Annotated in this window: 18 protein-coding genes; 7 read left to right on the plus strand and 11 right to left on the minus strand. The window is 65.6% G+C overall.

Features of this window, described 5'->3' with window-relative positions; translation table 11 throughout:
• Positions 1 to 16: 16 nt before the first annotated feature.
• From FAZ98_RS07965 to FAZ98_RS07995, 7 genes are all read right to left on the minus strand, one after another.
• Complete coding sequence (locus FAZ98_RS07965) at positions 17 to 1,411, minus strand: NAD(P)(+) transhydrogenase (Re/Si-specific) subunit beta (RefSeq protein ID WP_158950421.1); 1,395 nt, start codon at positions 1,409 to 1,411, stop codon at positions 17 to 19.
• A 9-nt stretch (positions 1,412 to 1,420) separates the two neighbouring features.
• Positions 1,421 to 2,974: a Re/Si-specific NAD(P)(+) transhydrogenase subunit alpha gene (locus FAZ98_RS07970; RefSeq protein WP_158950423.1), complete on the minus strand. Its 1,554-nt coding sequence runs from the start codon at positions 2,972 to 2,974 to the stop codon at positions 1,421 to 1,423.
• Positions 2,975 to 3,180: 206 nt separating this feature from the next.
• Positions 3,181 to 3,429, minus strand: a complete 249-nt coding sequence (locus FAZ98_RS07975) for a hypothetical protein (RefSeq protein WP_158950425.1) — start codon at positions 3,427 to 3,429, stop codon at positions 3,181 to 3,183.
• A gap of 15 nt (positions 3,430 to 3,444) precedes the next feature.
• Entirely contained in the window at positions 3,445 to 3,879 is a 435-nt protein-coding gene (locus FAZ98_RS07980; RefSeq protein ID WP_158950427.1) for a PAS domain-containing protein, read from the minus strand.
• An 86-nt stretch (positions 3,880 to 3,965) separates the two neighbouring features.
• On the minus strand, positions 3,966 to 5,216 hold the full coding sequence (gene frc / locus FAZ98_RS07985; protein WP_158950429.1) for a formyl-CoA transferase: 1,251 nt from the start codon (positions 5,214 to 5,216) through the stop codon (positions 3,966 to 3,968).
• A 44-nt stretch (positions 5,217 to 5,260) separates the two neighbouring features.
• Entirely contained in the window at positions 5,261 to 7,006 is a 1,746-nt protein-coding gene (oxc, locus tag FAZ98_RS07990; protein ID WP_158950431.1) for an oxalyl-CoA decarboxylase, read from the minus strand.
• Positions 7,007 to 7,233: 227 nt separating this feature from the next.
• Positions 7,234 to 7,953 carry a GntR family transcriptional regulator gene (locus tag FAZ98_RS07995; RefSeq protein ID WP_158950433.1) on the minus strand — a complete coding sequence of 240 codons (720 nt, stop codon included), beginning with the start codon at positions 7,951 to 7,953 and terminating at the stop codon, positions 7,234 to 7,236.
• A gap of 235 nt (positions 7,954 to 8,188) precedes the next feature.
• Here FAZ98_RS07995 and FAZ98_RS08000 point away from each other — a divergent pair, with 235 nt between their 5' ends.
• Positions 8,189 to 8,530, plus strand: coding sequence for a hypothetical protein (locus FAZ98_RS08000; RefSeq protein ID WP_158950435.1), 342 nt, complete (start codon positions 8,189 to 8,191; stop codon positions 8,528 to 8,530).
• A gap of 114 nt (positions 8,531 to 8,644) precedes the next feature.
• Here FAZ98_RS08000 and FAZ98_RS08005 read toward each other — a convergent pair whose 3' ends face one another.
• On the minus strand, positions 8,645 to 10,363 hold the full coding sequence (locus FAZ98_RS08005; protein ID WP_158950437.1) for a long-chain fatty acid--CoA ligase: 1,719 nt from the start codon (positions 10,361 to 10,363) through the stop codon (positions 8,645 to 8,647).
• An 87-nt stretch (positions 10,364 to 10,450) separates the two neighbouring features.
• Positions 10,451 to 11,224: an SDR family oxidoreductase gene (locus FAZ98_RS08010; RefSeq protein WP_158950439.1), complete on the minus strand. Its 774-nt coding sequence runs from the start codon at positions 11,222 to 11,224 to the stop codon at positions 10,451 to 10,453.
• A 251-nt stretch (positions 11,225 to 11,475) separates the two neighbouring features.
• Between FAZ98_RS08010 and FAZ98_RS08015 the strand changes: the two genes are divergently transcribed.
• The 4 genes from FAZ98_RS08015 (at position 11,476) to FAZ98_RS08030 (ending at position 17,543) form a co-directional block, all read left to right on the plus strand.
• Entirely contained in the window at positions 11,476 to 12,906 is a 1,431-nt protein-coding gene (locus FAZ98_RS08015) for a glycosyltransferase family protein (protein ID WP_158950441.1), read from the plus strand.
• A gap of 298 nt (positions 12,907 to 13,204) precedes the next feature.
• On the plus strand, positions 13,205 to 14,425 hold the full coding sequence (locus FAZ98_RS08020) for an MFS transporter (RefSeq protein ID WP_158950443.1): 1,221 nt from the start codon (positions 13,205 to 13,207) through the stop codon (positions 14,423 to 14,425).
• A gap of 190 nt (positions 14,426 to 14,615) precedes the next feature.
• A complete protein-coding gene (locus FAZ98_RS08025) occupies positions 14,616 to 16,481 on the plus strand; it encodes an AMP-binding protein (protein ID WP_158950445.1) in 1,866 nt (621 codons plus the stop codon).
• 87 nt (positions 16,482 to 16,568) lie between these two features.
• Positions 16,569 to 17,543: a DUF1571 domain-containing protein gene (locus FAZ98_RS08030; protein WP_158950448.1), complete on the plus strand. Its 975-nt coding sequence runs from the start codon at positions 16,569 to 16,571 to the stop codon at positions 17,541 to 17,543.
• A 12-nt stretch (positions 17,544 to 17,555) separates the two neighbouring features.
• Here FAZ98_RS08030 and FAZ98_RS08035 read toward each other — a convergent pair whose 3' ends face one another.
• Positions 17,556 to 18,419 (minus strand): anti-sigma factor family protein, encoded by an 864-nt coding sequence (locus FAZ98_RS08035; RefSeq protein WP_158951910.1) that lies wholly within the window; start codon positions 18,417 to 18,419, stop codon positions 17,556 to 17,558.
• Between the two features lie 218 nt (positions 18,420 to 18,637).
• A complete protein-coding gene (locus FAZ98_RS08040) occupies positions 18,638 to 19,132 on the minus strand; it encodes a sigma-70 family RNA polymerase sigma factor (protein WP_158951911.1) in 495 nt (164 codons plus the stop codon).
• A 999-nt stretch (positions 19,133 to 20,131) separates the two neighbouring features.
• Here FAZ98_RS08040 and hfq point away from each other — a divergent pair.
• Both hfq and FAZ98_RS08050 read left to right on the plus strand, forming a co-directional pair.
• Positions 20,132 to 20,641 (plus strand): RNA chaperone Hfq, encoded by a 510-nt coding sequence (gene hfq / locus FAZ98_RS08045; RefSeq protein ID WP_158950450.1) that lies wholly within the window; start codon positions 20,132 to 20,134, stop codon positions 20,639 to 20,641.
• A gap of 229 nt (positions 20,642 to 20,870) precedes the next feature.
• Positions 20,871 to 21,053, plus strand: a complete 183-nt coding sequence (locus FAZ98_RS08050) for a hypothetical protein (RefSeq protein WP_158950452.1) — start codon at positions 20,871 to 20,873, stop codon at positions 21,051 to 21,053.
• Positions 21,054 to 21,090 lie beyond the last annotated feature (37 nt).

Here is a 21,090-nt window from a genome sequence, read left to right on the forward strand (position 1 = left end):
GCATGAACCCCCGCCGTCAGGCCGCTTCGAGTTGCCTCAGCAACGCGTCGACGCTGCCCTTCGCATCGCCGAACAGCATCCGCGTGTTGTCTTTGTAGAAGAGCGGATTGTCGACGCCCGCGTAGCCGGTCGCCATACTGCGTTTCGACACGACGACCGTCCGCGCCTTCCACACCTCCAGCACCGGCATTCCCGCGATCGGGCTCCCCGCGTCTTCCTGCGCGCCCGGATTCACGATATCGTTCGCGCCGATCACCAGGACGACGTCGGTGCTCGTGAAGTCGTCGTTGATCTCGTCCATCTCGAGCACGATGTCGTACGGCACTTTCGCCTCGGCGAGCAGCACGTTCATGTGACCGGGCAGCCGCCCCGCCACCGGGTGAATGCCGAAGCGCACCCGCACGCCTAGCGCCCGCAGCCGCCGCGTGATTTCGCTGATGGTGCTCTGCGCCTGCGCGACGGCCATGCCGTAGCCCGGCACGATCACCACCTCGGTGGCATCGCGCAACAACGACCCCACTTCGTCGACGGTGGTCGCCACGACCTCGCCTTGCGGCGCCGCGCTCGCCGTGCCGCTGGTCGCGCCAAAGCCGCCCAGGATCACGGAAACGAAGCTGCGGTTCATCGCGCGGCACATGATGTAGCTCAGAATCGCGCCGCTCGATCCCACCAGGGCGCCCGTCGTAACCAGCAGATCGTTGTCGAGCATGAAGCCCGTCGCGGCCGCGGCCCAGCCCGAATAGCTGTTGAGCATCGAGACCACCACCGGCATGTCCGCGCCGCCGATCGCCATCACGAGATGCACGCCCAGCGCCGCCGCGAGAACGCACATCACGATCAGCGCGTAGAGCGCGTCGGCGCCGTCGGGCGCGCTCACGAAACGATAGCCCAGCGCGATACACGCGCCCAGCACGACCGCATTGAGCCAGTGGCGCGCGGGCAGCACGAGCGGCTTGCCGCTCAGCGTGCCCTGCAGCTTCAGGAACGCGACGATCGAACCGCTGAACGTAACCGTGCCGATGAACGCGCCCGCGTAGATTTCCGTCTCGTGAATCGCGCGTTCCACGCCGCTCATCGCCGCAGCGGGAGAAAGATAGTTAGCAAAGCTGATCAACGTGGCGGCGAGACCCACGAAGCTGTGCAGGACCGCCACGAGTTGCGGCATCTGCGTCATCTCCACGCGCTTCGCGAGCAACGCGCCGAGTCCACCGCCCACGAGCGCCGCGAGCAACGCGACCTGCAAGCCCGAACCGCCCGTGACGAGCAGCGTGGCGAGCACCGCGACGATCATGCCGCACACGCCGTAGAGATTGCCGCGCCGCGCGCTGGCCGGATGACTCAGCCCGCGCAGGCTGAGGATGAAGAGCGTCGCCGCGCCGAGCCACGCCATGTTGCCGATTCCGTTGAGCATGACGTCTCCTCAGGTCCGTTGAAACATCTTCAGCATGCGCTGCGTGACGAGAAAGCCACCCGCGATGTTGATGGTCGCGACCACGAGCGCAATGCCCGCGAGTACGCTCACCATCACCCCCGCATTGGCCGGATGCAGCAGCGCGCCGATCACGATGATTCCGCTGATGGCATTGGTCACGCTCATGAGCGGCGTGTGCAGCGCGGGGGTCACGTTCCAGACCACCTGATAACCGACGAACACCGCCAGCACGAACACGGTGAAGTGCGCAACGAACGAAGGCGGCGCGACCGCACCGAGCGCGAGCAACGCCACCGCGATGATCACGAGCGCCACCAGCGATCCCTTCCCGCTCCGGCGCTCGTGCTTCGCTTCGGCATCCTTAACGATCGCGGCCTGCAAAGGCGCCACGGTTTGCGGCGCAACCGAGACCTGCACGGGCGGCGGCGGCCAGCACAGCGTGCCGCGTTGCATCACCGTGGTGCCGCGCTGCACGACGTCGTCCATGTCGAGCCTGAGTTCGCCGTCTTTCGCCGCCGTGAGATCGGTGAGCAGATGCCGCACATTGGTCGCGTAAAGCTGGCTCGACTGGTTCGCCATGCGGCTCGGCAGATCCGTGTAGCCGATCACCGTCACGCCGTTCGCGTTCACCACCTCGTTCGGCCGCGTGAGTTCGCAATTGCCGCCCTGCTCCGCCGCCATGTCGACAATGACGCTGCCTGCGCGCATACACGCGACCGTCTTCGCGTCGATGAGGCGCGGCGCCGGTTTGCCCGGAATCAGCGCGGTCGTGATGATGATGTCGACTTCGCGCGCCTGCGCCTCGAACAGCGCCATTTCCGCTTCGATGAACTTCGCGCTCATCTGCTTCGCGTAGCCGCCCGAGCCGCCGCCTTCCTCTTCGATATCCACGCTCAGGAATTCCGCGCCCATGCTCTCGACTTGCTGCCCGACTTCGGGACGCGTGTCGAACGCGCGCACGATCGCGCCGAGTCCGCGCGCCGCGCCGATCGCCGCAAGGCCCGCGACGCCCGCGCCGATCACCAGCACTTTCGCGGGCGGCATCTTGCCCGCCGCCGTGATCTGGCCGGTGAAGAGACGGCCGAAATGCTGCGCGGCCTCGATCACGGCGCGGTAGCCCGCCATATTCGCCATCGAACTCAGCGCGTCGAGTTTTTGCGCCCGCGAGATGCGCGGCACGCAATCCATGGCGAGGACGGTCGCCTCGCGCGCGGCGAGCGCCTCGAGCAACGCCGCGTTTTGCGCGGGCCACACGAAGCCGATCAAGGTGGCACCGCGCTTGAGCGATGCCGCTTCGTCGAGCGAAGGCGGCCGCACCTTCACGACGATATCCGCCTCGCGCCACAGTGCGGCGGCATCTTCCACGATACATGCGCCGGCAGCACGATACGCGTCGTCGGCGCACGATGCCTGCACGCCCGCCGCGGCCTCCACGTCGACGGCATAACCCAGCTTGATCAATTGCGCGACGCTTTCGGGCGTCGCCGCGACGCGCCGTTCGCCCGCGAACGTCTCGCGCGGAACACCAATGGTCATCGGCATGCGACGTCTCCCCGCGCGGTCGCAGGCGCATCGTGCAAACGACAAAACGGGAGCGGCGGCGCACCCAGCAAGCTGGTGCGCCGTAAGCGTGGCCACGACATCATGAAACGTCTCCTGTGCCGGCAGGCCTCGACGCTTCAGCGCCCTCCGCCCACCTCGTGTTTGAATTTTTATCGCTGCCGATTTAATTCGATATCCTGATTAAATTAGACAACAAAAGCATTGCCGCTCTTGAGAAAGGCCAGCGCGGCCACACGCGCGCCTTCGATTGCCGCCGCTTCGCTCGCGAATACCGTTTCGTCGACTCTCCATTCGCGCGAAAACGGCGTGCTCGCGCCATCGTCCGTGGGTTCCGCGCGAGCATGAATTGCCGCGAAGGCCGCCCAGCCGCCGTTGTGGATCAATTGCCGGGCCGAGAGTTCGACCTCGTAATGCCCGAGAGTTTCGGTGTGCATCGACATCTCCGCAGATCAGGATTGCTGGGCTTGAGCTTCGAGTTCGGTGATGCGTTTCTTGAGCGCGCGCTCTTCCTGGAAGCGCGCGGTTTCGTCGCGGATCACGGCCACGATGCCGGTGATCTCGCCTTGCGGCGCATGCAATAACGCGACCGTGAACGCGATCGAGAGCGCACGGCCCGCCTTATCGACGGCCGGCACGCGCAGCACGTCATTACCGTAGCGCGTCTGGCCAGTCGCCATGGTCTTGTGATACCCCTCCCAGTGACGCCCGCGCAAGCGCTCCGGAATGATCAGATCGAGCGTCTTGCCGAGCGCTTCTTCCTGCGTATAGCCGAACATGCGTGCCGCCGCGGGATTCCATAAGGTGATGTCGCCAGCGGCATCGGAGATAACGACGGCGTCGCCAATGGCGTTGACCAGCTGCTCGAAATCGATGGCGGATGACATGGGCGTGATCGTGGGAAGAACAACCAATTATTGTTTTGCCGCGGACGCGCCGCATCGCGCGTCCGCCCTGGCGTTAGCGCTGAACGTCAAACCGCGCGCGTTTCATGCAGCGCCGCGATCTGCTGCGGCGTATAGCCGAGATCCGCCAGCACTTCGTCCGTATGCTCGCCCAGCAGCGGCGAACCCGTGATTTCCGGCTTCAGGTCCGAGAACTTGATCGGGCTGCCCACCGTGAGATACGAGCCGCGTTCCTTGTGCGGCACTTCCACAATGGTGCCGCTCGCGCGCAGCGAAGGATCGTCGGCGATCTCCTTCATGCTGAGCACCGGTGCGCAAGGAATATCGAACTTGCGCAGGATGTCGATGGCTTCGAACTTGGTCTTGTCGGACAGCCACGCTTCGATCGTGTTGAAGATCTCGAAGATATGCGGCTGGCGCGCCTGCGCCGTCATGTAGTCGGGATCGTCGATCCACTCCGGCTTGCCGATCGCGCGGCAGATCGGCTCCCACGCATGCCCCTGCACCGTGAAGTAGATATACGCGTTCGGATCGGTTTCCCAGCCCTTGCACTTGAGCACCCAACCCGGCTGACCGCCGCCGCCCGCGTTGCCGCCACGCGGCACGACGTCGCTGAATTCGCCGTGCGGATACTGCGGGTACTCCTCCAGATAACCCACGCGATCGAGGCGCTGCTGGTCGCGCAACTTCACGCGGCACAGGTTGATCACGCTGTCCTGCATCGACACGGCCACCTTCTGCCCCTTGCCGGTCTTGTCGCGGCCGATCAGCGCCGTGAGGATGCCGATGGCGAGGTGCATGCCCGTGTTGCTGTCGCCGAGCGCGGCCGCGCTCACCGTCGGCGGGCCGTCCCAGAAGCCGGTGGTCGAGGCCGCGCCGCCCGCGCATTGCGCGACGTTTTCGTAGACCTTGAGGTCGTCGTAATGGTGACCTTCGCTGAAGCCTTTCACCGAGGCCACGATCATCTTCGGATTCAGTTCCTTGATGCGTTCCCACGTGAAGCCCATGCGGTCGAGCGCGCCGGGGCCGAAGTTTTCCACCATCACGTCCGACTCGCGAATCAGCTTTTCGAGCACTTCCTTGCCTTCGGGCTTCTTCGTGTCGAGCGTGATCGAGCGCTTGTTGCTATTGAGCATCGTGAAGTACAGCGCGTCGACCTCGGGGATGTCGCGCAGTTGCGAGCGCGTCACGTCACCGGCGCCGGGACGCTCCACCTTGATCACGTCCGCGCCGAACCACGCGAGCATCTGCGTGCACGCCGGGCCTGCCTGAACGTGGGTGAAGTCGATGATCTTGATACCTTCGAGGGGCTTGCTCATTCTCGTATCTCCTGGTCTGTCTGGATTGGTCTGATCGATCGGACTTATTTCTTCATGGCCGCGCTTTGCGGATTGAGGTTCGTGAGCCGGCCGCTCTCCGTCCCGGCCGACTCGTCGATGACGGCGTTGATCAAGGTCGGCTTGCCCGAGGCGATCGCGCCAAGCAGCGCTTCGGTCAATTCTTCAGGCGTACTGACGTTGTGCCCGATGCCGCCGAACGCCTCGATCATCTTGTCGTAGCGCGCGCCCTTCACGAATACCGTGGGCGCGACGTCCGCGCCGCCGGTCGGATTCACGTCGGTGCCGCGATACACACCGTTGTTGTTGAACACGATCGTGCACACCGGCAGGTCGTAGCGGCAGATCGTCTCGAGTTCCATGCCCGAGAAGCCGAACGCGCTGTCGCCCTCGATCGCCACAACCTGTGTCCCGCTCGTGACCGCCGCGCCGATCGCGAAGCCCATGCCGATCCCCATGATCCCCCACGTGCCCGAGTCGAAGCGTTTGCGCGGCTGATACATGTCGATGATGCTGCGCGCGTAGTCGAGCGTGTTGGCGCCTTCGTTGACCACATTGATGTCGGGGCGCGTCTTGAGCACGTCGCGTATCGCGCGCAGCGCACTGTGGAAGTTCATCGGCGAGGGATTCTTCGCCAGCGTTGCGGCCATCTTCTCGAGATTCTTGTTCTTGCGCTCGGCGATGGCCGCGATCCATTCAGCGGGCGGCTGCGGGAAGTTCGCGCCCAGTCCCGCGACGAGCGCTTCCACGCACGAGCCGATATCGCCGATCACGGGTGCTTCGATCGCCACATTGCTGTCGATCTCGGTAGGCGCGATATCGATCTGCACGAACTGCTTCGGCCCGGCCGCCGCGCCCCACGTCTTGCCCTTGCCGTGCGAGAGCAGCCAGTTCAGGCGCGCACCGATCAGCACCACGGCGTCGGCCTCCGCGAGCACGAACGAGCGCGCGGCGGACGCCGACTGCTCGTGCGTATCGGGCAGCAGACCCTTCGCCATCGACATGGGCAGATACGGCACGCCGGTCTTTTCGATCAGTTCGCGAATCTGCGCGTCGGCCTGGGCGTAGGCCGCGCCCTTGCCGAGCAGGATCAGCGGACGCTTCGCACTCCTGATGACATTGAGCGCACGCTGCACCGAGTCGGGCGCGGGCAGCTGACGCGGCGCGGCATCCACGACCTTGACGAGCGACTGCTGGGCCTTCACGGCGTCGATCGTCTGCGCGAGCAGCTTCGCGGGCAAGTCGAGATACACGCCGCCCGGGCGCCCCGAAACCGCCGCGCGAATCGCACGCGCCACACCGATGCCGATGTCCTCCGCATGCAGCACGCGATACGCGGCCTTCGCATACGGCTTCGCGGCATTGAGCTGGTCCATCTCTTCGTAATCGCCCTGCTGCAGGTCGACGATCTCGCGCTCGCTCGAGCCGCTGATGAGAATCATCGGGAAGCAGTTCGTGGTCGCGTTGGCGAGCGCGGTCAGGCCGTTGAGAAAGCCCGGTGCCGAGACCGTCAGGCAGATGCCCGGCTTTTTCGTCATATAGCCCGCCACCGCCGCCGCGTTGCCGGCGTTCTGCTCGTGACGGAACCCGATGAAGCGCATGCCTTCCGCTTGCGCGAGCCGCGCGAGGTCGGTGATGGGAATACCGACGAGACCGAAGATCGTGTCGATATCGTTGAGTTTCAGCGCGTCGATGACGAGGTGAAAACCATCGGTCGTTTGCTGCGCTTGCGGCGCGTCCTGCTGCGCCTCGTTGATGCCTGCTTCTGCCATGACGTCTCCTCTTTGGCGGGGCGTTTGTGAGTACTCGATCTGGGCTAGCGAGTCGTGATATACAATATTCCACACACAATATTAGTCAAGACGTTTTTTCCCGCTTCACATGACGTCCCGACACTTTTTGATACGGACTCCGTAATATTCCTTTCGTCTTGCCGAAGCGATTCAGACGACCACGCTATCGATGCACCTCGCTCATGCGTACGAGGTCTGAATGCCGCTCAATCGAGGAAGTCGCAGTTCGCTTCCACGAACAGCGCCAGGTCGATCGAGTGCTGTCGCACGAGCCGCTCGACCCGCTCGGTATCGCGTGCTTCGAGCGCCTCGATAATGCGCATGTGATCGACGATCGAACGCGACGCCCGATCGCTCTGCGCGATCGTCATGCGCCGGATCGCGCGCACATGCATGAAGATGTTCTTGATGGTGTCGACGATGATGGGCGACTTCGACAACTCCACGAGCGACTGGTGGAACATGATGTTCGCTTCGGAGTACTCCTCGATATGCTCGGAAGGCGTGGCATCGTCGAAAGTGGCGAACATGTAGCGCAGATTCGCAATGTCGTCGTCGGAGGCACGCTGCGTGGCGAGGCGTGCCGCGATACTCTCGAGCGCCGCCCACATATAGATCATCTCCACGATCTCCTTGCGCGTCTTGCGCAGGATGTACACGCCGCGCCGCGGCACCGTGCGCAGAAACCCTTCCTGTTCCAGCAGCGTCATGGCCTCGCGCACCGGCGTGCGGCTCACGCCGAGCTTCTCGGTCAACTCTTTCTCATCGAGACGAATTTCGTCTCGCGAGCGATAGATGTCGGTTTCCGCAATCGCCTGCTTGAGCCGTGCATAAGCCTGATCGCGCAGCGACGCGCTCGCGTTGATCGGTTCGAGCGCCAACGTGATGGGAAGGGCTCCGGCAACTTCGTGGTTTTCGGCGGACATCGGTCGTGTGTCTCCAACGTTCTGTGTAGCCGTCGCTGCGCTAGAAAATTTCTTATTTCAAATACAATATATCAGTGATTCGAGAAGCGCTACGCCGGGTTTACGCGCAACCACGCATCCCCTCCAATCCATAAATGATGATTTATTTTTATCGAAAAAAACTTTAACTATCGTTTATCGTTCGCGACTTCTACGCTGTCCTCATGTCACTCCCCTTCATCGACAGGAGACCGCCATGAGCCACTCGATCGCCGCGCACGACCCGCAACTCGACGCGCAACTGTGCGCCTTCAACAGCGCTTTCGCCGAACTGGGGTTGCGCTTTCGCTGGGACGCGCAGACGCTCAACGCGCTCGCGTCGCTCCACGGCGAACAGGCGCGCGTGGCCGCTTACATCGAGATGCATCACGCGCATCTGTTGAAGGCTTACACGATGGAGTTTTTGTGCGAGGCGATTCTCGCGCGCAAGAATGCGCAAGCGCCTGGCGAATGGCCGCTCGCGCGCGGCACCACTTACGCGGCGAACGCCACCCAGGGCTGGCACGAAGCCGGACTGCCCGCACTCGCGGGCGCATGAAGACGAAGCCCGTCTGGATCGGCGCGCGAAACGTGCGATCCAGACGCGTTAGCTATCGATCGATGCGAAGGGTGGATGCGAGGGGTCGATGCAAAGGGTCGATCCGCGCAACGCTTATGCGCCGCCGCGCGCCTCGGCTTCGTCTTCCTGAAGCTTGCGCCAGAGAATCTTGCCGCTGCCCGACTTCGGCAATTGCTCGACGAACTGCACGATGCGCGGCGCCTTGTAGCTCGCCATGTTCTCGTGCGCCCACGCGACGATGTCCGCCTCGGTCACACCGCCGGGGTGCTGGGGATCGAGCACGACCACGGCCTTGACGGTCTCGCCGCGCCGCGCGTCCTGTGCGCCGATGATGCACACCTCCTTGATGGCCGGATGGCGATACATCAACGCCTCGACCTCCGCGGGCCAGACCTTGAAGCCCGACGCATTGATCATGCGCTTGAGGCGGTCGGTCATGAAGTAATAGCCTTCTTCGTCGCGGCGCACGAGGTCGCCGGTGCGCAGAAAGCGCTTGCCGTCGCGTTCGACGAACGCTTCGTGCGTGGCGGCGGGATTGCGCCAATAGCCTTGCATCACTTGCGGCGCATGCATGATGAGTTCGCCGGACTCGCCGGGCGCGACCGCTTCGAGCGTGATGGGATCGACCACCCGCGCGTCGACGTCGAATACCGGAATGCCGAGACATTGCGGCTTGGGCCGCTGCGGCGGATTGATGTGCGTGGCTGCCATTGTCTCCGACATGCCATAGCCTTCCACGAAGTCGAGGCCGGTCAGATCCTTGAGCTTCTTCACGACGGCGTCCGGCATGGTCGCGCCGCCGCCGCGCATGCCCTTGAGACTCGACAGATCGTATTCGTCAATGCGCGGATTCGAAATGAAGTCGACCACCATCGTCGAGATCGCCTGCCAGCCCGTAATGCGGTAATGCTCGATCGCGCGCGCAGCCGCGTCGCGGTCCCAGCGCGGCATCAGCACCACGGTCGAGCCGTTGTAGAGCGGGCTGTTCATGCCACCCTGCATGCCTGTCACGTGAAAGAGCGGCAGCACCGACAACTGCACCGCGTCCTGCTGGGTGCCGAACCAGTTGCAGCCGCCCACGGCCGTGCACATCACGCTGCGATGCGTATGCATGCACCCCTTCGGCTTGCCCGTGGTGCCCGAGGTGTAAGGCATCACGCACAGGTCGTCGGGGCCGGCCGTGAGCGCGCCGGGCGCATGACGCGCCTCGAGCACGTCGGCCCAGTGCGCGACGCCCGGACCGTTCACACTGCGCGGCGCGCTCACGAATTCGGGCGGCGGCGCGAACGGCTCGCGCTGCAAATAGTCGCGGTACGTCGCGACGATCAGGTGGCGCAACCCCTCGCCCGCCTCGTCCCGCGTGCGCACGAGCGGCGCGATACGCGCATAGAGATCCTGCGCGACGAAGGCCGTCGTCGCGCCGCTGTCTGCCACGTAGTGCGCGAGTTCGTCGGTGAGATTCATCGGGTTCACGGGCACGACCACGGCGTTCGCCCGCAGAATGCCGTAGTAGGCAATGACCCATTGCGGACTGTTCTGCAGATAGAGCAGCACGCGATCGCCCGCCTTCACGCCGCACTGCTGCTGCAGATAACCGGCCACGCGCTCCGCTTCGTCCTTGAACTGCGCGAACGTCACCGGCGTGTCGTAGAACACCAGAAAGGGCTTGTCGGGATAGCGCGCCGCCGAGACTTCGGCGTTATAGAACAGGTTCGTTTGCGGAATGCTCAGGTGCCGTGAGAGCTGCGGCGGCCAATGTGGCGAAACATGCGCCGTCGATAGTTCGGAATGCGTATGAGTGGACCTGAACATGGCAGCTTCTCGTCTCCGGAATCTTGCGTGAATCACGCGGCGCGGGCACGCCACCGCATGCGCCCGCGTCTCGCACGGCGATATCGCTCAAACGACGCTCGCGCCGCCGTCGACGGCCAGATACTGCCCCGTCACGTGCCGCGACGCGCGGCTCGCGAGAAACACCACGGCGCCCTTGAGATCGTCGTCGTCACCGAGACGATGCAGCGGCGTCTGCTCGACGACGGTCTGGCCGAGCTTGTCGAGCAACCCCGCCGTCATCTTCGAGGGAAAGAAACCCGGGCAGATCGCATTCACGTTGATGTCGTACTTGCCCCATTCGGCCGCCAGCGCGCGCGTGAAATTGATGGCCGCCGCCTTCGAGGTGTTGTAGGCGATCGTCTGCATGGGCCCGAGCGAGCCTTTGAGACCGGCGATGGACGCCACGTTGATGATCTTGCCGTGGCGCCGCGCGATCATGCTGCGCTTGCCCACCTCGCGCGCGAGAAAGAACGGTGCGTTCACGTTGAGGTTCATGACCTTGTGCCACGCCTCGTCGGGATAGTCCTCGGCGGGCGCGCCCCACGTGGCGCCCGCGTTGTTCACGAGTATGTCGATCTGGCCGCGCGCGGCGAGCGTGGCGTCCACCAGCGGCGCAACGGCGGCCGGGTTTTGCAGGTCGCTCACGATCGTGGTGGCGTCCACGCCGAGTTCGCGCAACTGGCTCGATGCCTGCGCGAGTTCGTCGGCCTTGCGCGCCGTGATGACGACGCGGCAGCCCATCTCGCCGAGCGCCTGCGCCATCTGCAAACCCAGCCCGCGCGAGCCGCCCGTGATGAGCGCCACCTGCCCGTCCAGATCGAACAATTCCCTGACCCGCATGTTCTCGTCTCCATTGTCTCGTTGATCGCGGAATTTCATGATGCGAAATTCGTCGATGGACAAACGATTCTAGCGACCTGCTTCGCCGAGGACAATAAGGAAAAGCACGATCGTTCCATAAAACGCGCCATGCATCGCCCGGCCGCGCGCGGCGGGCTGGAGGTCGATACATCTCAGAATTGTCCGATTCATTTACGGGAGCACGGCTGTAAGAATTTTCCTCATCCTTTGTTCGCCGATGACCCTCTCCCATGCCCGCCTCTTCCGAACAGCGGCTGCTCGCCGCCTTGCAAGCGCACGCCCACGCGCCTGAAAACGTCGATCGCCTCGTCGAAATCTGCAACGCGCTGATCCACGTGCGCCGCAACGAACAAATGCTGCCATGGGCCGACAAGGGTCTCGCGCTCGAACCCACGCATTGTGGGCTGCTTTACGCACGCGCTCACGCACTGCGCCTGCTCGGCCGTCACGCCGAAGCCGCGGCAAGCTGGCGCGCGCATCGCTCGCTCGCCTGGCCGCCGCTCTATTGCGAAACGCGGCTTGGCCGCGACCTCTATCTCAGCGGTGAGATCGCGAGCGCGATCGAACTCCTGAGCGAGGCCGTGCGTACCGCGGGCGACAGCGAGGAACGCGACGCGCAGAAGGCGCGCAAGTGGCTTGCCGAAGCGCTGCTCGCGACCGGCGACCCCGCGGGCTTCACGCATTGGCTCGCGCGCAATCGCGGCGACAGCGGCAGCTACCGCTACGCCGAAGCGCCCATGTGGAACGGCCAGCGCGACCTGCGCGGCGAACGCGTGCTCGTCACGCATCAGATGGGTTACGGCGACCAGTTCCTGCTGTACGCGAGCCTGCGTCATTGGCTCGACGCGGGCGCGACCGTCATGTTCACCTGCGACCCGCCCATTCACGGCTTGCTGCAGGCATCGTGGCCTGACTGCACAGTGGTGCCGACGGAACGTCCGCTCGCGGTCGCCACGACCTTGCCGCCCGAAGCACTCGCGGCCGCGCGTGCTTTCGCGCCTACATTGCAGGCCACGCTGCTGCATCTGCCTTTGCTCACCCAACACGACAGCACGCCGCCCACGCCCTTTTTCCCCGCGTATCTGCGCGCCCCCGAAGATGCGCGCGCTCGCGCCGCCACATGGGCGCAAGCGCTGCGCGCGCGCCGTCCGGGCAAGCGGCTCGCCGGGCTCTTCTGGGACTGCGCGCAGCATCGCGTCGCCAGCAACGGCAGCAAGGAGCGCTGCTGGGCGGGCTTGCGCAGCGTGCCGCTCGCGCAAATCGAGCGGCTCACGCTGGACCCGGCACTCGCACGTGAGGTGGAATTCGTGAGTCTCCACCATCCGGCCGCCGAGATGCAGAGCGGCACGCCACGCGGCGCGATTTCGCACTACGGCCCCGGCATCGCGACATTCGCCGACACCGCCGCGTGTCTCGAACAGCTCGACGCCGTTATCAGCGTGGACGCGGCGCTCGCCAATCTCGGCGCGATGTCCGGCAAACCCACCGCCGTGCTGGCGAACCCCACGGGCGAATGGCGTTGGGGCCATGCGGCGACCAGCGGCGCGCGCTCGCCGTGGATGACCGGCGTCACGGTGCTGCGCCAGACCGAAATGGGCGACTGGCGTGACGTCATTTCGCAGGCCACGGGTTGGTTACTCGCGCCAGGACCGGGCGCTTAATACGCCCACGCTTACGCGCGCATAATCGATTCGCCATTCCGACGTTAGTTTTCTTTTAAAGCGATTTCAAACCGACCCGACTCCTTCAATATAATTACATTTTAATTACGATTAAAACAAAATACTTTCAATCCATACACGCGTTCTCCAGGGATTAGTACCGGGTTGCAGCCGTCATGCATGCAAATGTTTAATGCCGGGCGTACACTCCGGGCAGGCCCGCAGCGGGGTCTGCCAAGCCACACGAAGCAATGCCGGGAGACAAGGCATTGCCCCGTATCCAAGGAGAACAAACAACATGAGCTGGACGCGAGAACAGAAAAACGTCACGATCGCGGCGTATTTGGGGTGGACGCTGGATGCCTTTGATTTCTTTCTGACGGTTTTCGTTCTGAAAGACATTGCCACCGAATTCAACACGAAGATTCCCGCCGTGGCATTCGCCATTACGCTGACGCTCGCCATGCGTCCGCTCGGCGCGCTGATATTCGGCCGGCTCGCCGATAAATACGGCCGCCGTCCCACGCTGATGGTCAATATCGCGTGTTATTCGCTGCTCGAATTGCTCTCGGGTTTCTCGCCCAATCTCACGACCTTCATCACGCTGCGCGCGCTGTTCGGCATCGCCATGGGTGGCGAATGGGGCGTGGGTTCGGCGCTCACGATGGAAACCATTCCGCCCAAGGCACGCGGCCTCGTCTCGGGTCTGTTGCAGGCCGGTTATCCGAGCGGTTATCTGCTCGCATCGATCGTGTTCGGCGTGCTGTATCAGTACATTGGCTGGCGCGGCATGTTCTTCGTCGGTGTGCTGCCCGCGCTGCTGGTGCTCTATGTGCGCGCGCACGTGCCCGAGTCGCCGGCCTGGAAGGAAATGGAAAAGCGCCAGCGCCCGAGCCTGCTCGCCACGCTCAAGCACAACGCCGCGCTGTCCATCTACGCCATCGTGCTGATGACGGCGTTCAACTTCTTCTCGCACGGCACGCAGGATCTGTATCCGACCTTCCTGCGCGAGCAGCACCACTTCGACCCGCATACGGTTTCGCTCATCACGATCGTGCTGAACATCGGCGCTATCGTGGGCGGTCTGTTCTTCGGCTCGATGTCGGAGAAGATCGGCCGCCGCCGCGCCATCTTCATCGCCGCGCTGATCGCGCTGCCGGTGCTGCCGCTGTGGGCGTTCTCGCAAGGTCCCGTGCTGCTCGCGCTGGGCGCGTTCCTCATGCAGATCTCGGTGCAAGGCGCGTGGGGCGTGATTCCCGTGCACCTCAACGAAATCTCGCCCGACGAAATTCGCGCGACCTTCCCCGGTCTCGTGTACCAGCTCGGCAACCTGTTCGCCTCGGTCAACGCCACCATGCAGGCGTCGCTCGCCGAGTCGCACGACAACAACTACGGCATGGCCATGGCGATCGTCGCCGGCACCGTGGCCGTGGTGATCGCCGTGCTGATCCTGTTCAGCCGCGAGCGCCGCGGGATCGACATGACGCAGACCGCGAAAGAGGTCTCGGCCAACGCGTGAGGCGCGTGGGTTGCGACCCGCTCATGACGCACTGACGTCGTGACACAAGGCCGTGCCGGGCTCGCCCGCACGGCCTTTTTTCATGCCGATGGCGGGTTGCCCGCGCCGCGCGGCGTTGCGGATAACACCGGTTGCGGGCACGGCGCGCAAAGCGGCATGATGACGATCATTCCTTGCCAGGAGGACCGGAATGAGCGACACGCCGCTGCCTGATCCGACCCAGTCCGCCGATCCCGCGCTCCATTCCGCCGCGGGGGTCCCCGCCGACGCCACCCGCGCGCCCGACACCGACGGCATCTGGTACGCCTCCTACCCGCCCGGCGTCCCGCACGAGATCGACGCGCATTTCGGCACGGGCGACGGCGCCCCGGCCGCCACCGCCTCGCTCGCGCGCTTCTTCGACGACTGCACCACGCGCTTTCGCGACCGTGTGGCTTACGTGAGTGCCGGTTCGCCGATGACCTACGGCACGCTCGCGCGCCAGGCCACCGCGTTCGCCTCGTGGCTGCAGAACACGGGTATCGCGCCTGGCGAACGCGTCGCGATCATGCTGCCGAATACGCTCCAGTATCCGGTGGCGCTGTTCGGCGCGCTCAAGGCGGGCGCTGTCGTTGTCAACGTGAATCCGCTCTATACCGCGCGCGAACTCGCGCATCAGTTGCAGGACAGCGGCGCGCGCTTGATCGTCGTGTTCGAGAATTTCGCGGCCACGCTCGAAAAGGCGCTGCCTGGTACGCAGGTCGAGCACGTGGTCGTGACCGCGCTCGGCGACCTGCTGGGCGAAGGCCTCAACCTCAAGGGCCGCTTCATCAACTTCATGCTGCGCCACGTGAAGAAAATGGTGCCGCCCTACCATCTGCCGCACGCCGTGGCGCTGCTCGACGCACTCGAACGCGGCGTGCGCGAGCCGCGTGCGCCCGTCACGACGCAAGCCGACGACCTCGCGTTTCTCCAGTACACCGGCGGCACCACGGGCGTGGCCAAGGGCGCGATGCTCACGCACGGCAACGTGCTCGCCAACGTGCAGCAGGCGAAGGCGTGGGTCGGCACGCAGTTCGACGCCGACCCGAACGATCCCGCCGCGCGCGCCGAAACCGTGCTCACGCCGCTGCCGCTTTATCACATCTATTCGCTCACCGTGAACGCCTTCATTTTCATGGCGCTCGGCGGCCGCAATATCCTGATCGCCAACCCGCGCGACGTGCCGCGCGTGATGAAGATCCTGCGCCACGAGAGCTTCAGTTGCATCAGCGCGGTCAACACGCTCTATGCCGCGCTGCTCGACAACGACACGTTTCGCGCGCGCGACTTCTCCGGCCTCAAGCTCGCGATGGCGGGCGGCATGGCCACGCAGCATGCCGTGGCCGAACGCTTTCGCGCGGTCACGGGCAAGCCCATCGTCGAAGGTTACGGCCTCACGGAATGCTCGCCGATCGTCGCGATGAATCCCGTCGATGTCGCGCATCTCGCCGAATTCGCGGGCTCGATCGGCTTGCCCGCGCCCTCCACGCGCGTGCGTCTGCGCCGCGACGACGGCACGTGGGCCAACATTGGCGAAACCGGCGAAGTCTGCGTGCAGGGACCGCAGGTGATGCGCGGCTACTGGAACCGCCCCGACGAAACCGCCGGGGCGTTCGTGAACGGCGGCTGGTTCGCGACGGGCGACATCGGCGTGATGGATGCGCGCGGCTTCATTCGGCTGATCGACCGCAAAAAGGACATGATCCTGGTCTCGGGCTTCAACGTCTATCCGAACGAGATCGAAGACGTGCTGACGATGCACCCCGGCGTGCGCGAAGCCGCCGCTGTGGGCGTGCCCGACGCGCGCCAGGGCGAGCGCGTGAAGGTGTTCGTCGTGAAGCGCGATCCGGCGCTCACCGAAGACGCCGTGATCGCCTTTTGCCGCGAGCATCTCACGGCTTACAAGGTGCCGCGCCTCGTCGAGTTTCGCGCGGCGCTGCCGCAAACCAACATCGGCAAGATCCTGCGGCGCGAGTTGCGCGACGAGGAAATCGCCAAACTTCACGCGCAGGAAGGGAAGAAAACGCCCTCGTGATCCGTTGATGCGATACGGCGGTGCGCGACCGTCAAGGGTCGCGCGCCGCGCTTCGCCTTGGCTCGGCTCACGCGGGAGATGTTGCCGATGACGTTTCGCTTCACGCGAGATTCGCTATCGTGTGGCGCCTGGCTCGCGGCATGCGCGCCTGCCGGTCTGCGTGCCGTCACGCCAATTCTGTTCGGCATCCTGACGATGTCGGCGATACCCGCGCATGCGCAAGACGCCGACGCGGCACCGCCCTCGAGTGTCGGCGCGCTCGACCTCCAGGCGCAACTGCACTGGCTCCAGCATGCCGCGCGCGACGGCGCCCTCGCGCGACTCGACGACGCGCAACTCGTCGCCCTGTTCGCCGCGCTCGATCCGCGCACGCTCGAACGCTATATCGCGGTGGGCCCGAACGGCTACGGCGAATACGAATTCACGCTGCGGCATCGCGAACGCGTGGGCATGCGCTGGCCGGCAACCGCCGACCATCTGCTCGTGCGGCTCGCGCACGATCCGCTGCGGCTCTACGCGCGCTGGCTGCCCGACGGCGCCCATGCGGGGCAGGAAGTGCTCTACGACGCGGCGTCTCGCCCCGACGCCCTGTACGGCCACGCGGGCGGCGTGTTCGGTCTGATGTCGATATGGACGCCGCTCGACGGCGCGTTCGCACGTTCGCAATCGCATCACCGGCTTACCGATCTCGGCACCGAGGCGATCGCGCGCCGGTTTCTCGACGGCTTCCCGCGTCTGGCGGCGGCGGGCGCGGCAAAACCGTCGCGCATCGCCGTGCAGACGCGCGACGGCGTGCGCGTGGTCGCGCTCACGTGGGTCACGCCCAGCGAAACGGACGACAACGCGAGCGGCAACGCGAGCGACGAAACGCGCGGCAACGCGAACGGCCCAACGGCGGCCCGCGAAACGCTCGGCCTCGACCTGCGGCACGCCTGGTTTCGTACCGTGCAGTCGTACGACGGCGCGGGCCGCCCGCTCGAAGACGTGGTGATCGAGCACATCGAGCCCAAACGCTTCGGCATCCTCACCTTCGACGCGCGCAATCCCGACTATCGGTTCTAGACCGGCCACGCCTCACCACTGGCCGGGTTGGCCGCCGAGCGCGCTGCACACGTCGAGCGCGATCTCGCGCAGCTTCGGCTCGGTTTGCGGGCCCGAGAGCGCGTAGCCGGTCCGTTGGGTGCTCCAGTAGAACGTGCGGCGCGTGCCGTCGCGCAGGAGGCGCACGGCGTCGCGATCGCTGCCCGAACGCCCCACGTAGAGCGTGAGGCGCTCGCCCGCGTCGTTTTCGTACATGAACTGCGCGGCCGGTTCGGCGTTGCCGGGCAGCAGCCGCCCGCCCACGAGCGCATAGCCGTACTCCGCCAGCGACGGCACCGAGAGCGGTTTGCCGAGCCGCTTCGAGAGCCAGGCGACGAGGTGCGTTTCGTCGGAGGCGGCGACCTCCACGGGATGACGCTGCTCCGGCGAATACACGGCATAGGCCACGTCGGCGCGCCGCGCGAACGCCTCGGGCGTATCGGGCGTATCGGGCGCGGCAGCCATTTCGGCCAACGGCGTGCGGCCAGGCGTCGAATGCGGCGCGCGCGCGAGCAATCCCTGCGCCGCGTCCGGCGCGAGACGCGGCAGCAGCGCGGCCGCCAGCACCACCACGCCCGCGCCCGCCGCCATCCACGAGGCCGCCACGCCCGCGCGCCACCACCACGGCTCGCGCGCACGCAACACGAGTACGGCGGGCGGCTCGTCTGGCTCGCGCGACGGCCCGCCGGGCGACGAATCGCCGGGCACGCGCAACCCTTCGCAGAGCATCTGCAACGCGGCTTTCTGCGTGCGCCACGCGGCGACGCGTGCCGCCGCCTGCGGATCGGCCGCGAGGCGCGCGTAGACGGCGGCTCGTTCGGGCGGCGGCAGTTCGTCGTCCACGTAGGCGCCGAGCATCGCGAGATCCTCGGCCGGCGCGTGCGGGAGATCGGCGGCGCCATCGGGAGCGCTCCCCGGTGCGTCGCGCTGCGGGTTGCGCGGTGTTGCGCGCGGTTCCGCGCTTCGCGCGCCGTCTTGCCGATCGCCGGTGCGCTCGATGCGCTCGAGGCGCGGATCCGGCGCATCGGCACGGGCGTCGGCATCTGGCTTGCCCGTGCGGTCGAGATCGTCGTCGTTCATCGCATCGTCCCCACCACCTTGAGCGGCGCGGTGCGCCGCGCCGGATCCTGCGCCGGATCGCTGTCGAGCAGCGCGCGCAAATGCTCGCGCGCCCGCGACAAACGCGACATCACCGTGCCGCTCGGCACGCCGAGCACGGCCGATGCCTCGTGATAACTCAGTTCCTCCACGCAGACCAGCAGCAGCACTTCGCGTTGCGCGGCGGGCAACCGGTAGAGCGCGCGCTGCAGATCGCGCAGCACGAGGCCATCCACTTCGCCGCGCGGCGCCTCGAGCGTGCGCCACGGCGCGGCATCGTCGTCGACGGCGATCTCGCGGCGCCCGCGCAATTGATCGATATACAGATGACGCAGGATCGTGAGCAGCCACGCGCGCAGATTGCTCTCGGGCTTGAACGAGGACCAGCGCGACAACGCGCGCTCGGCGGCGTCCTGGACGAGGTCGTCGGCCCACGCGGCGTCGCCCGTGAGCGCGCGCGCGTAGCGGCGCATCGTCGCGAGCTGCGCCACGACCTGCGCTTCGAACTCCTTCGACGGACGACGGAACACGCGGCGCGCTCAGTGGCCGCGGCCGCTAGCCGGAGCACCGGAACGGGTCGAGCCCGAGCGGGTCGCGCCTGAGCGGGTCGGGCCAGACCGGGTCGCGTCATATCGAATCGCGTCGCACGCGTTCATGCCGCCGCATGCCGCGAGTCCCGCATACGCGAAACCCGCCAGTCCTTTGCGATATCGCTTCATGGTCTCCTCCGATAAGGCTCGCTCAACCGGCCGATCCGCCGGAACATGCGCTGGCAAACGCCCGCGCGATCGCCCGAACACCGCCATGACCCGATTGTTTTGATCGACAGGCGTGCGCGAACCCGCGCATTCAAACAGGCTTTGCAAACGTCCAGCACCACGCGCATCGCTGGGTGCGATGTCCTGATGTCATTAACGTTGCCCCTGCTGTGCTTATTCCGCGCGACCGGCATTTTTGCGCCGCTACGAACCGGTTCACGCCACGTCGCACGGCAAACGCGTGCGCCGCCGCACGGAACGACGCGCACGCGAGCCGCGACAATCGAAGCAAGCCGTGCGTTTTGGCAAGCCCGCCGCGCGGGACCGACACGGCGAAAGACCTGGCCGAATGGCGGAGATACGCAAATCGGCTCGGCACGGCGCGTCTTCATGCGCTACGCTGTAGAGAACGGATCGCGGCAAGCGGCGAAGCGAGTGAGGCAAAGCGTCACGGGCTGCATCGGCGGGCGCGCATCGTCGAGCCGCGTCGCAGGTGCCGAAGTATTGGCTGCGGTGCGGGCCGTGAAGCCCGGCCACCGACAAGGGACGCAACGCCGCTTTGTTTTTCGCCAAACTGCGACCGCGGTCGCGACCCGGTATAGTGCTAGTTCCAGCAGCTTGCCGCACGCGTGGTTCGACCACACAAGGTAGAATCGCGGCGAGCAAACGTTTCCAACTGATTGCGGCATTGCGCCGCCTGGCCAAATCTAGTCCATGCCTTCCGCAGAATCGCACCCGCAAAACGACTTCATGAACGCCGCGCGAAAGGAAAGAAAGCGCGTCGAGATCTATCTGGTCAACGGCATTCGCCTGACCGGTTGCATCGAGTCGTTCGATCAGTACCTGGTGATGCTGCGCACGCCCGTCGGCCTGCAAGGCATCTACAAACGCGCCATTTCGACCATCCAGCTCGACACGGGCACGCGTCCCGGTCCGCGTCCGGGCGGCGGCCGCCCGCATGGCGAGCACACGAGCCGCGGCCCGCACGGCAGCCACGGTGGTGGCGGTCATGGCTCCTACGGCAATCACGGCCCGCGCGAGTCGAGAGAACCGCGCGAACCGCGCGAGTCCTGGTCGGCGCCGTCGGGCGATCGCCCGGAGCGCACGTCGTCGCCTTCGTCATCGCAGTCCGCGGACGGTCCGGTCGTGGTCACGCGCCGCCGCCGTCTGTACGGCGCCGTGAACAACGGCGGCAACGGCAACGACGGCTCGGGCAACCATTAAGCCCAGCCGTGTGCCGGGCCGGGTCACAACCCGGCCGGCAACGTCGAGACAGGCGCGCTTCGGCGCGCCTTTTCGTCTGGATCGCGGAAATGTGTCCGAATGTGCCGCGTGGCCGGCCGGGCACCCGTCAACGCGTTGCGATCGTGGGCCCGGCCTTTGCGTTATTCTGATGTCGAGTCACTCGCATACAGACACCGCTGACAGGTCATCTACGCCACGGGAGAACGCCATGAGCGCATCCAAGCCGCCCGCACCGCAAGCCCCGCAGGAAGACTCGCTCGACGAGGCCCTCGAGGAAACCTTCCCGGCCAGCGACCCGATCGCCATCGATCCGTCGCCGTCCACGCCCCCGCCCCTCCCCGCCGACGAACACCGCAAGCACGGCGAAACGCATCGCCACGGCAAGCACTGAGCGCCACCCACGCTCGCGCGCCGCCACCGGTTTTGCA

The organism is Paraburkholderia acidisoli (assembly GCF_009789675.1).
Classification (GTDB): Bacteria; Pseudomonadota; Gammaproteobacteria; order Burkholderiales; family Burkholderiaceae; genus Paraburkholderia; species Paraburkholderia acidisoli.

Coding starts and splice junctions, on each gene's coding strand:
- FAZ98_RS08050 (WP_158950452.1), top strand. CDS start 20,871: ATGAGCGCATCCAAGCCGCCCGCACCGCAAGCCCCGCAGGAAGACTCG.
- FAZ98_RS08025 (WP_158950445.1), top strand. CDS start 14,616: ATGAGCGACACGCCGCTGCCTGATCCGACCCAGTCCGCCGATCCCGCG.
- FAZ98_RS08020 (WP_158950443.1), top strand. CDS start 13,205: ATGAGCTGGACGCGAGAACAGAAAAACGTCACGATCGCGGCGTATTTG.
- FAZ98_RS07970 (WP_158950423.1), bottom strand. CDS start 2,974: ATGCCGATGACCATTGGTGTTCCGCGCGAGACGTTCGCGGGCGAACGG.
- FAZ98_RS08035 (WP_158951910.1), bottom strand. CDS start 18,419: ATGCTCGGCGCCTACGTGGACGACGAACTGCCGCCGCCCGAACGAGCC.
- hfq (WP_158950450.1), top strand. CDS start 20,132: ATGCCTTCCGCAGAATCGCACCCGCAAAACGACTTCATGAACGCCGCG.
- FAZ98_RS08010 (WP_158950439.1), bottom strand. CDS start 11,224: ATGCGGGTCAGGGAATTGTTCGATCTGGACGGGCAGGTGGCGCTCATC.
- FAZ98_RS08015 (WP_158950441.1), top strand. CDS start 11,476: ATGCCCGCCTCTTCCGAACAGCGGCTGCTCGCCGCCTTGCAAGCGCAC.
- FAZ98_RS07975 (WP_158950425.1), bottom strand. CDS start 3,429: ATGCACACCGAAACTCTCGGGCATTACGAGGTCGAACTCTCGGCCCGG.
- frc (WP_158950429.1), bottom strand. CDS start 5,216: ATGAGCAAGCCCCTCGAAGGTATCAAGATCATCGACTTCACCCACGTT.
- FAZ98_RS08000 (WP_158950435.1), top strand. CDS start 8,189: ATGAGCCACTCGATCGCCGCGCACGACCCGCAACTCGACGCGCAACTG.
- oxc (WP_158950431.1), bottom strand. CDS start 7,006: ATGGCAGAAGCAGGCATCAACGAGGCGCAGCAGGACGCGCCGCAAGCG.
- FAZ98_RS07980 (WP_158950427.1), bottom strand. CDS start 3,879: ATGTCATCCGCCATCGATTTCGAGCAGCTGGTCAACGCCATTGGCGAC.
- FAZ98_RS08030 (WP_158950448.1), top strand. CDS start 16,569: ATGACGTTTCGCTTCACGCGAGATTCGCTATCGTGTGGCGCCTGGCTC.
- FAZ98_RS08040 (WP_158951911.1), bottom strand. CDS start 19,132: ATGCGCCGCTACGCGCGCGCGCTCACGGGCGACGCCGCGTGGGCCGAC.
- FAZ98_RS07995 (WP_158950433.1), bottom strand. CDS start 7,953: ATGTCCGCCGAAAACCACGAAGTTGCCGGAGCCCTTCCCATCACGTTG.
- FAZ98_RS08005 (WP_158950437.1), bottom strand. CDS start 10,363: ATGTTCAGGTCCACTCATACGCATTCCGAACTATCGACGGCGCATGTT.
- FAZ98_RS07965 (WP_158950421.1), bottom strand. CDS start 1,411: ATGCTCAACGGAATCGGCAACATGGCGTGGCTCGGCGCGGCGACGCTC.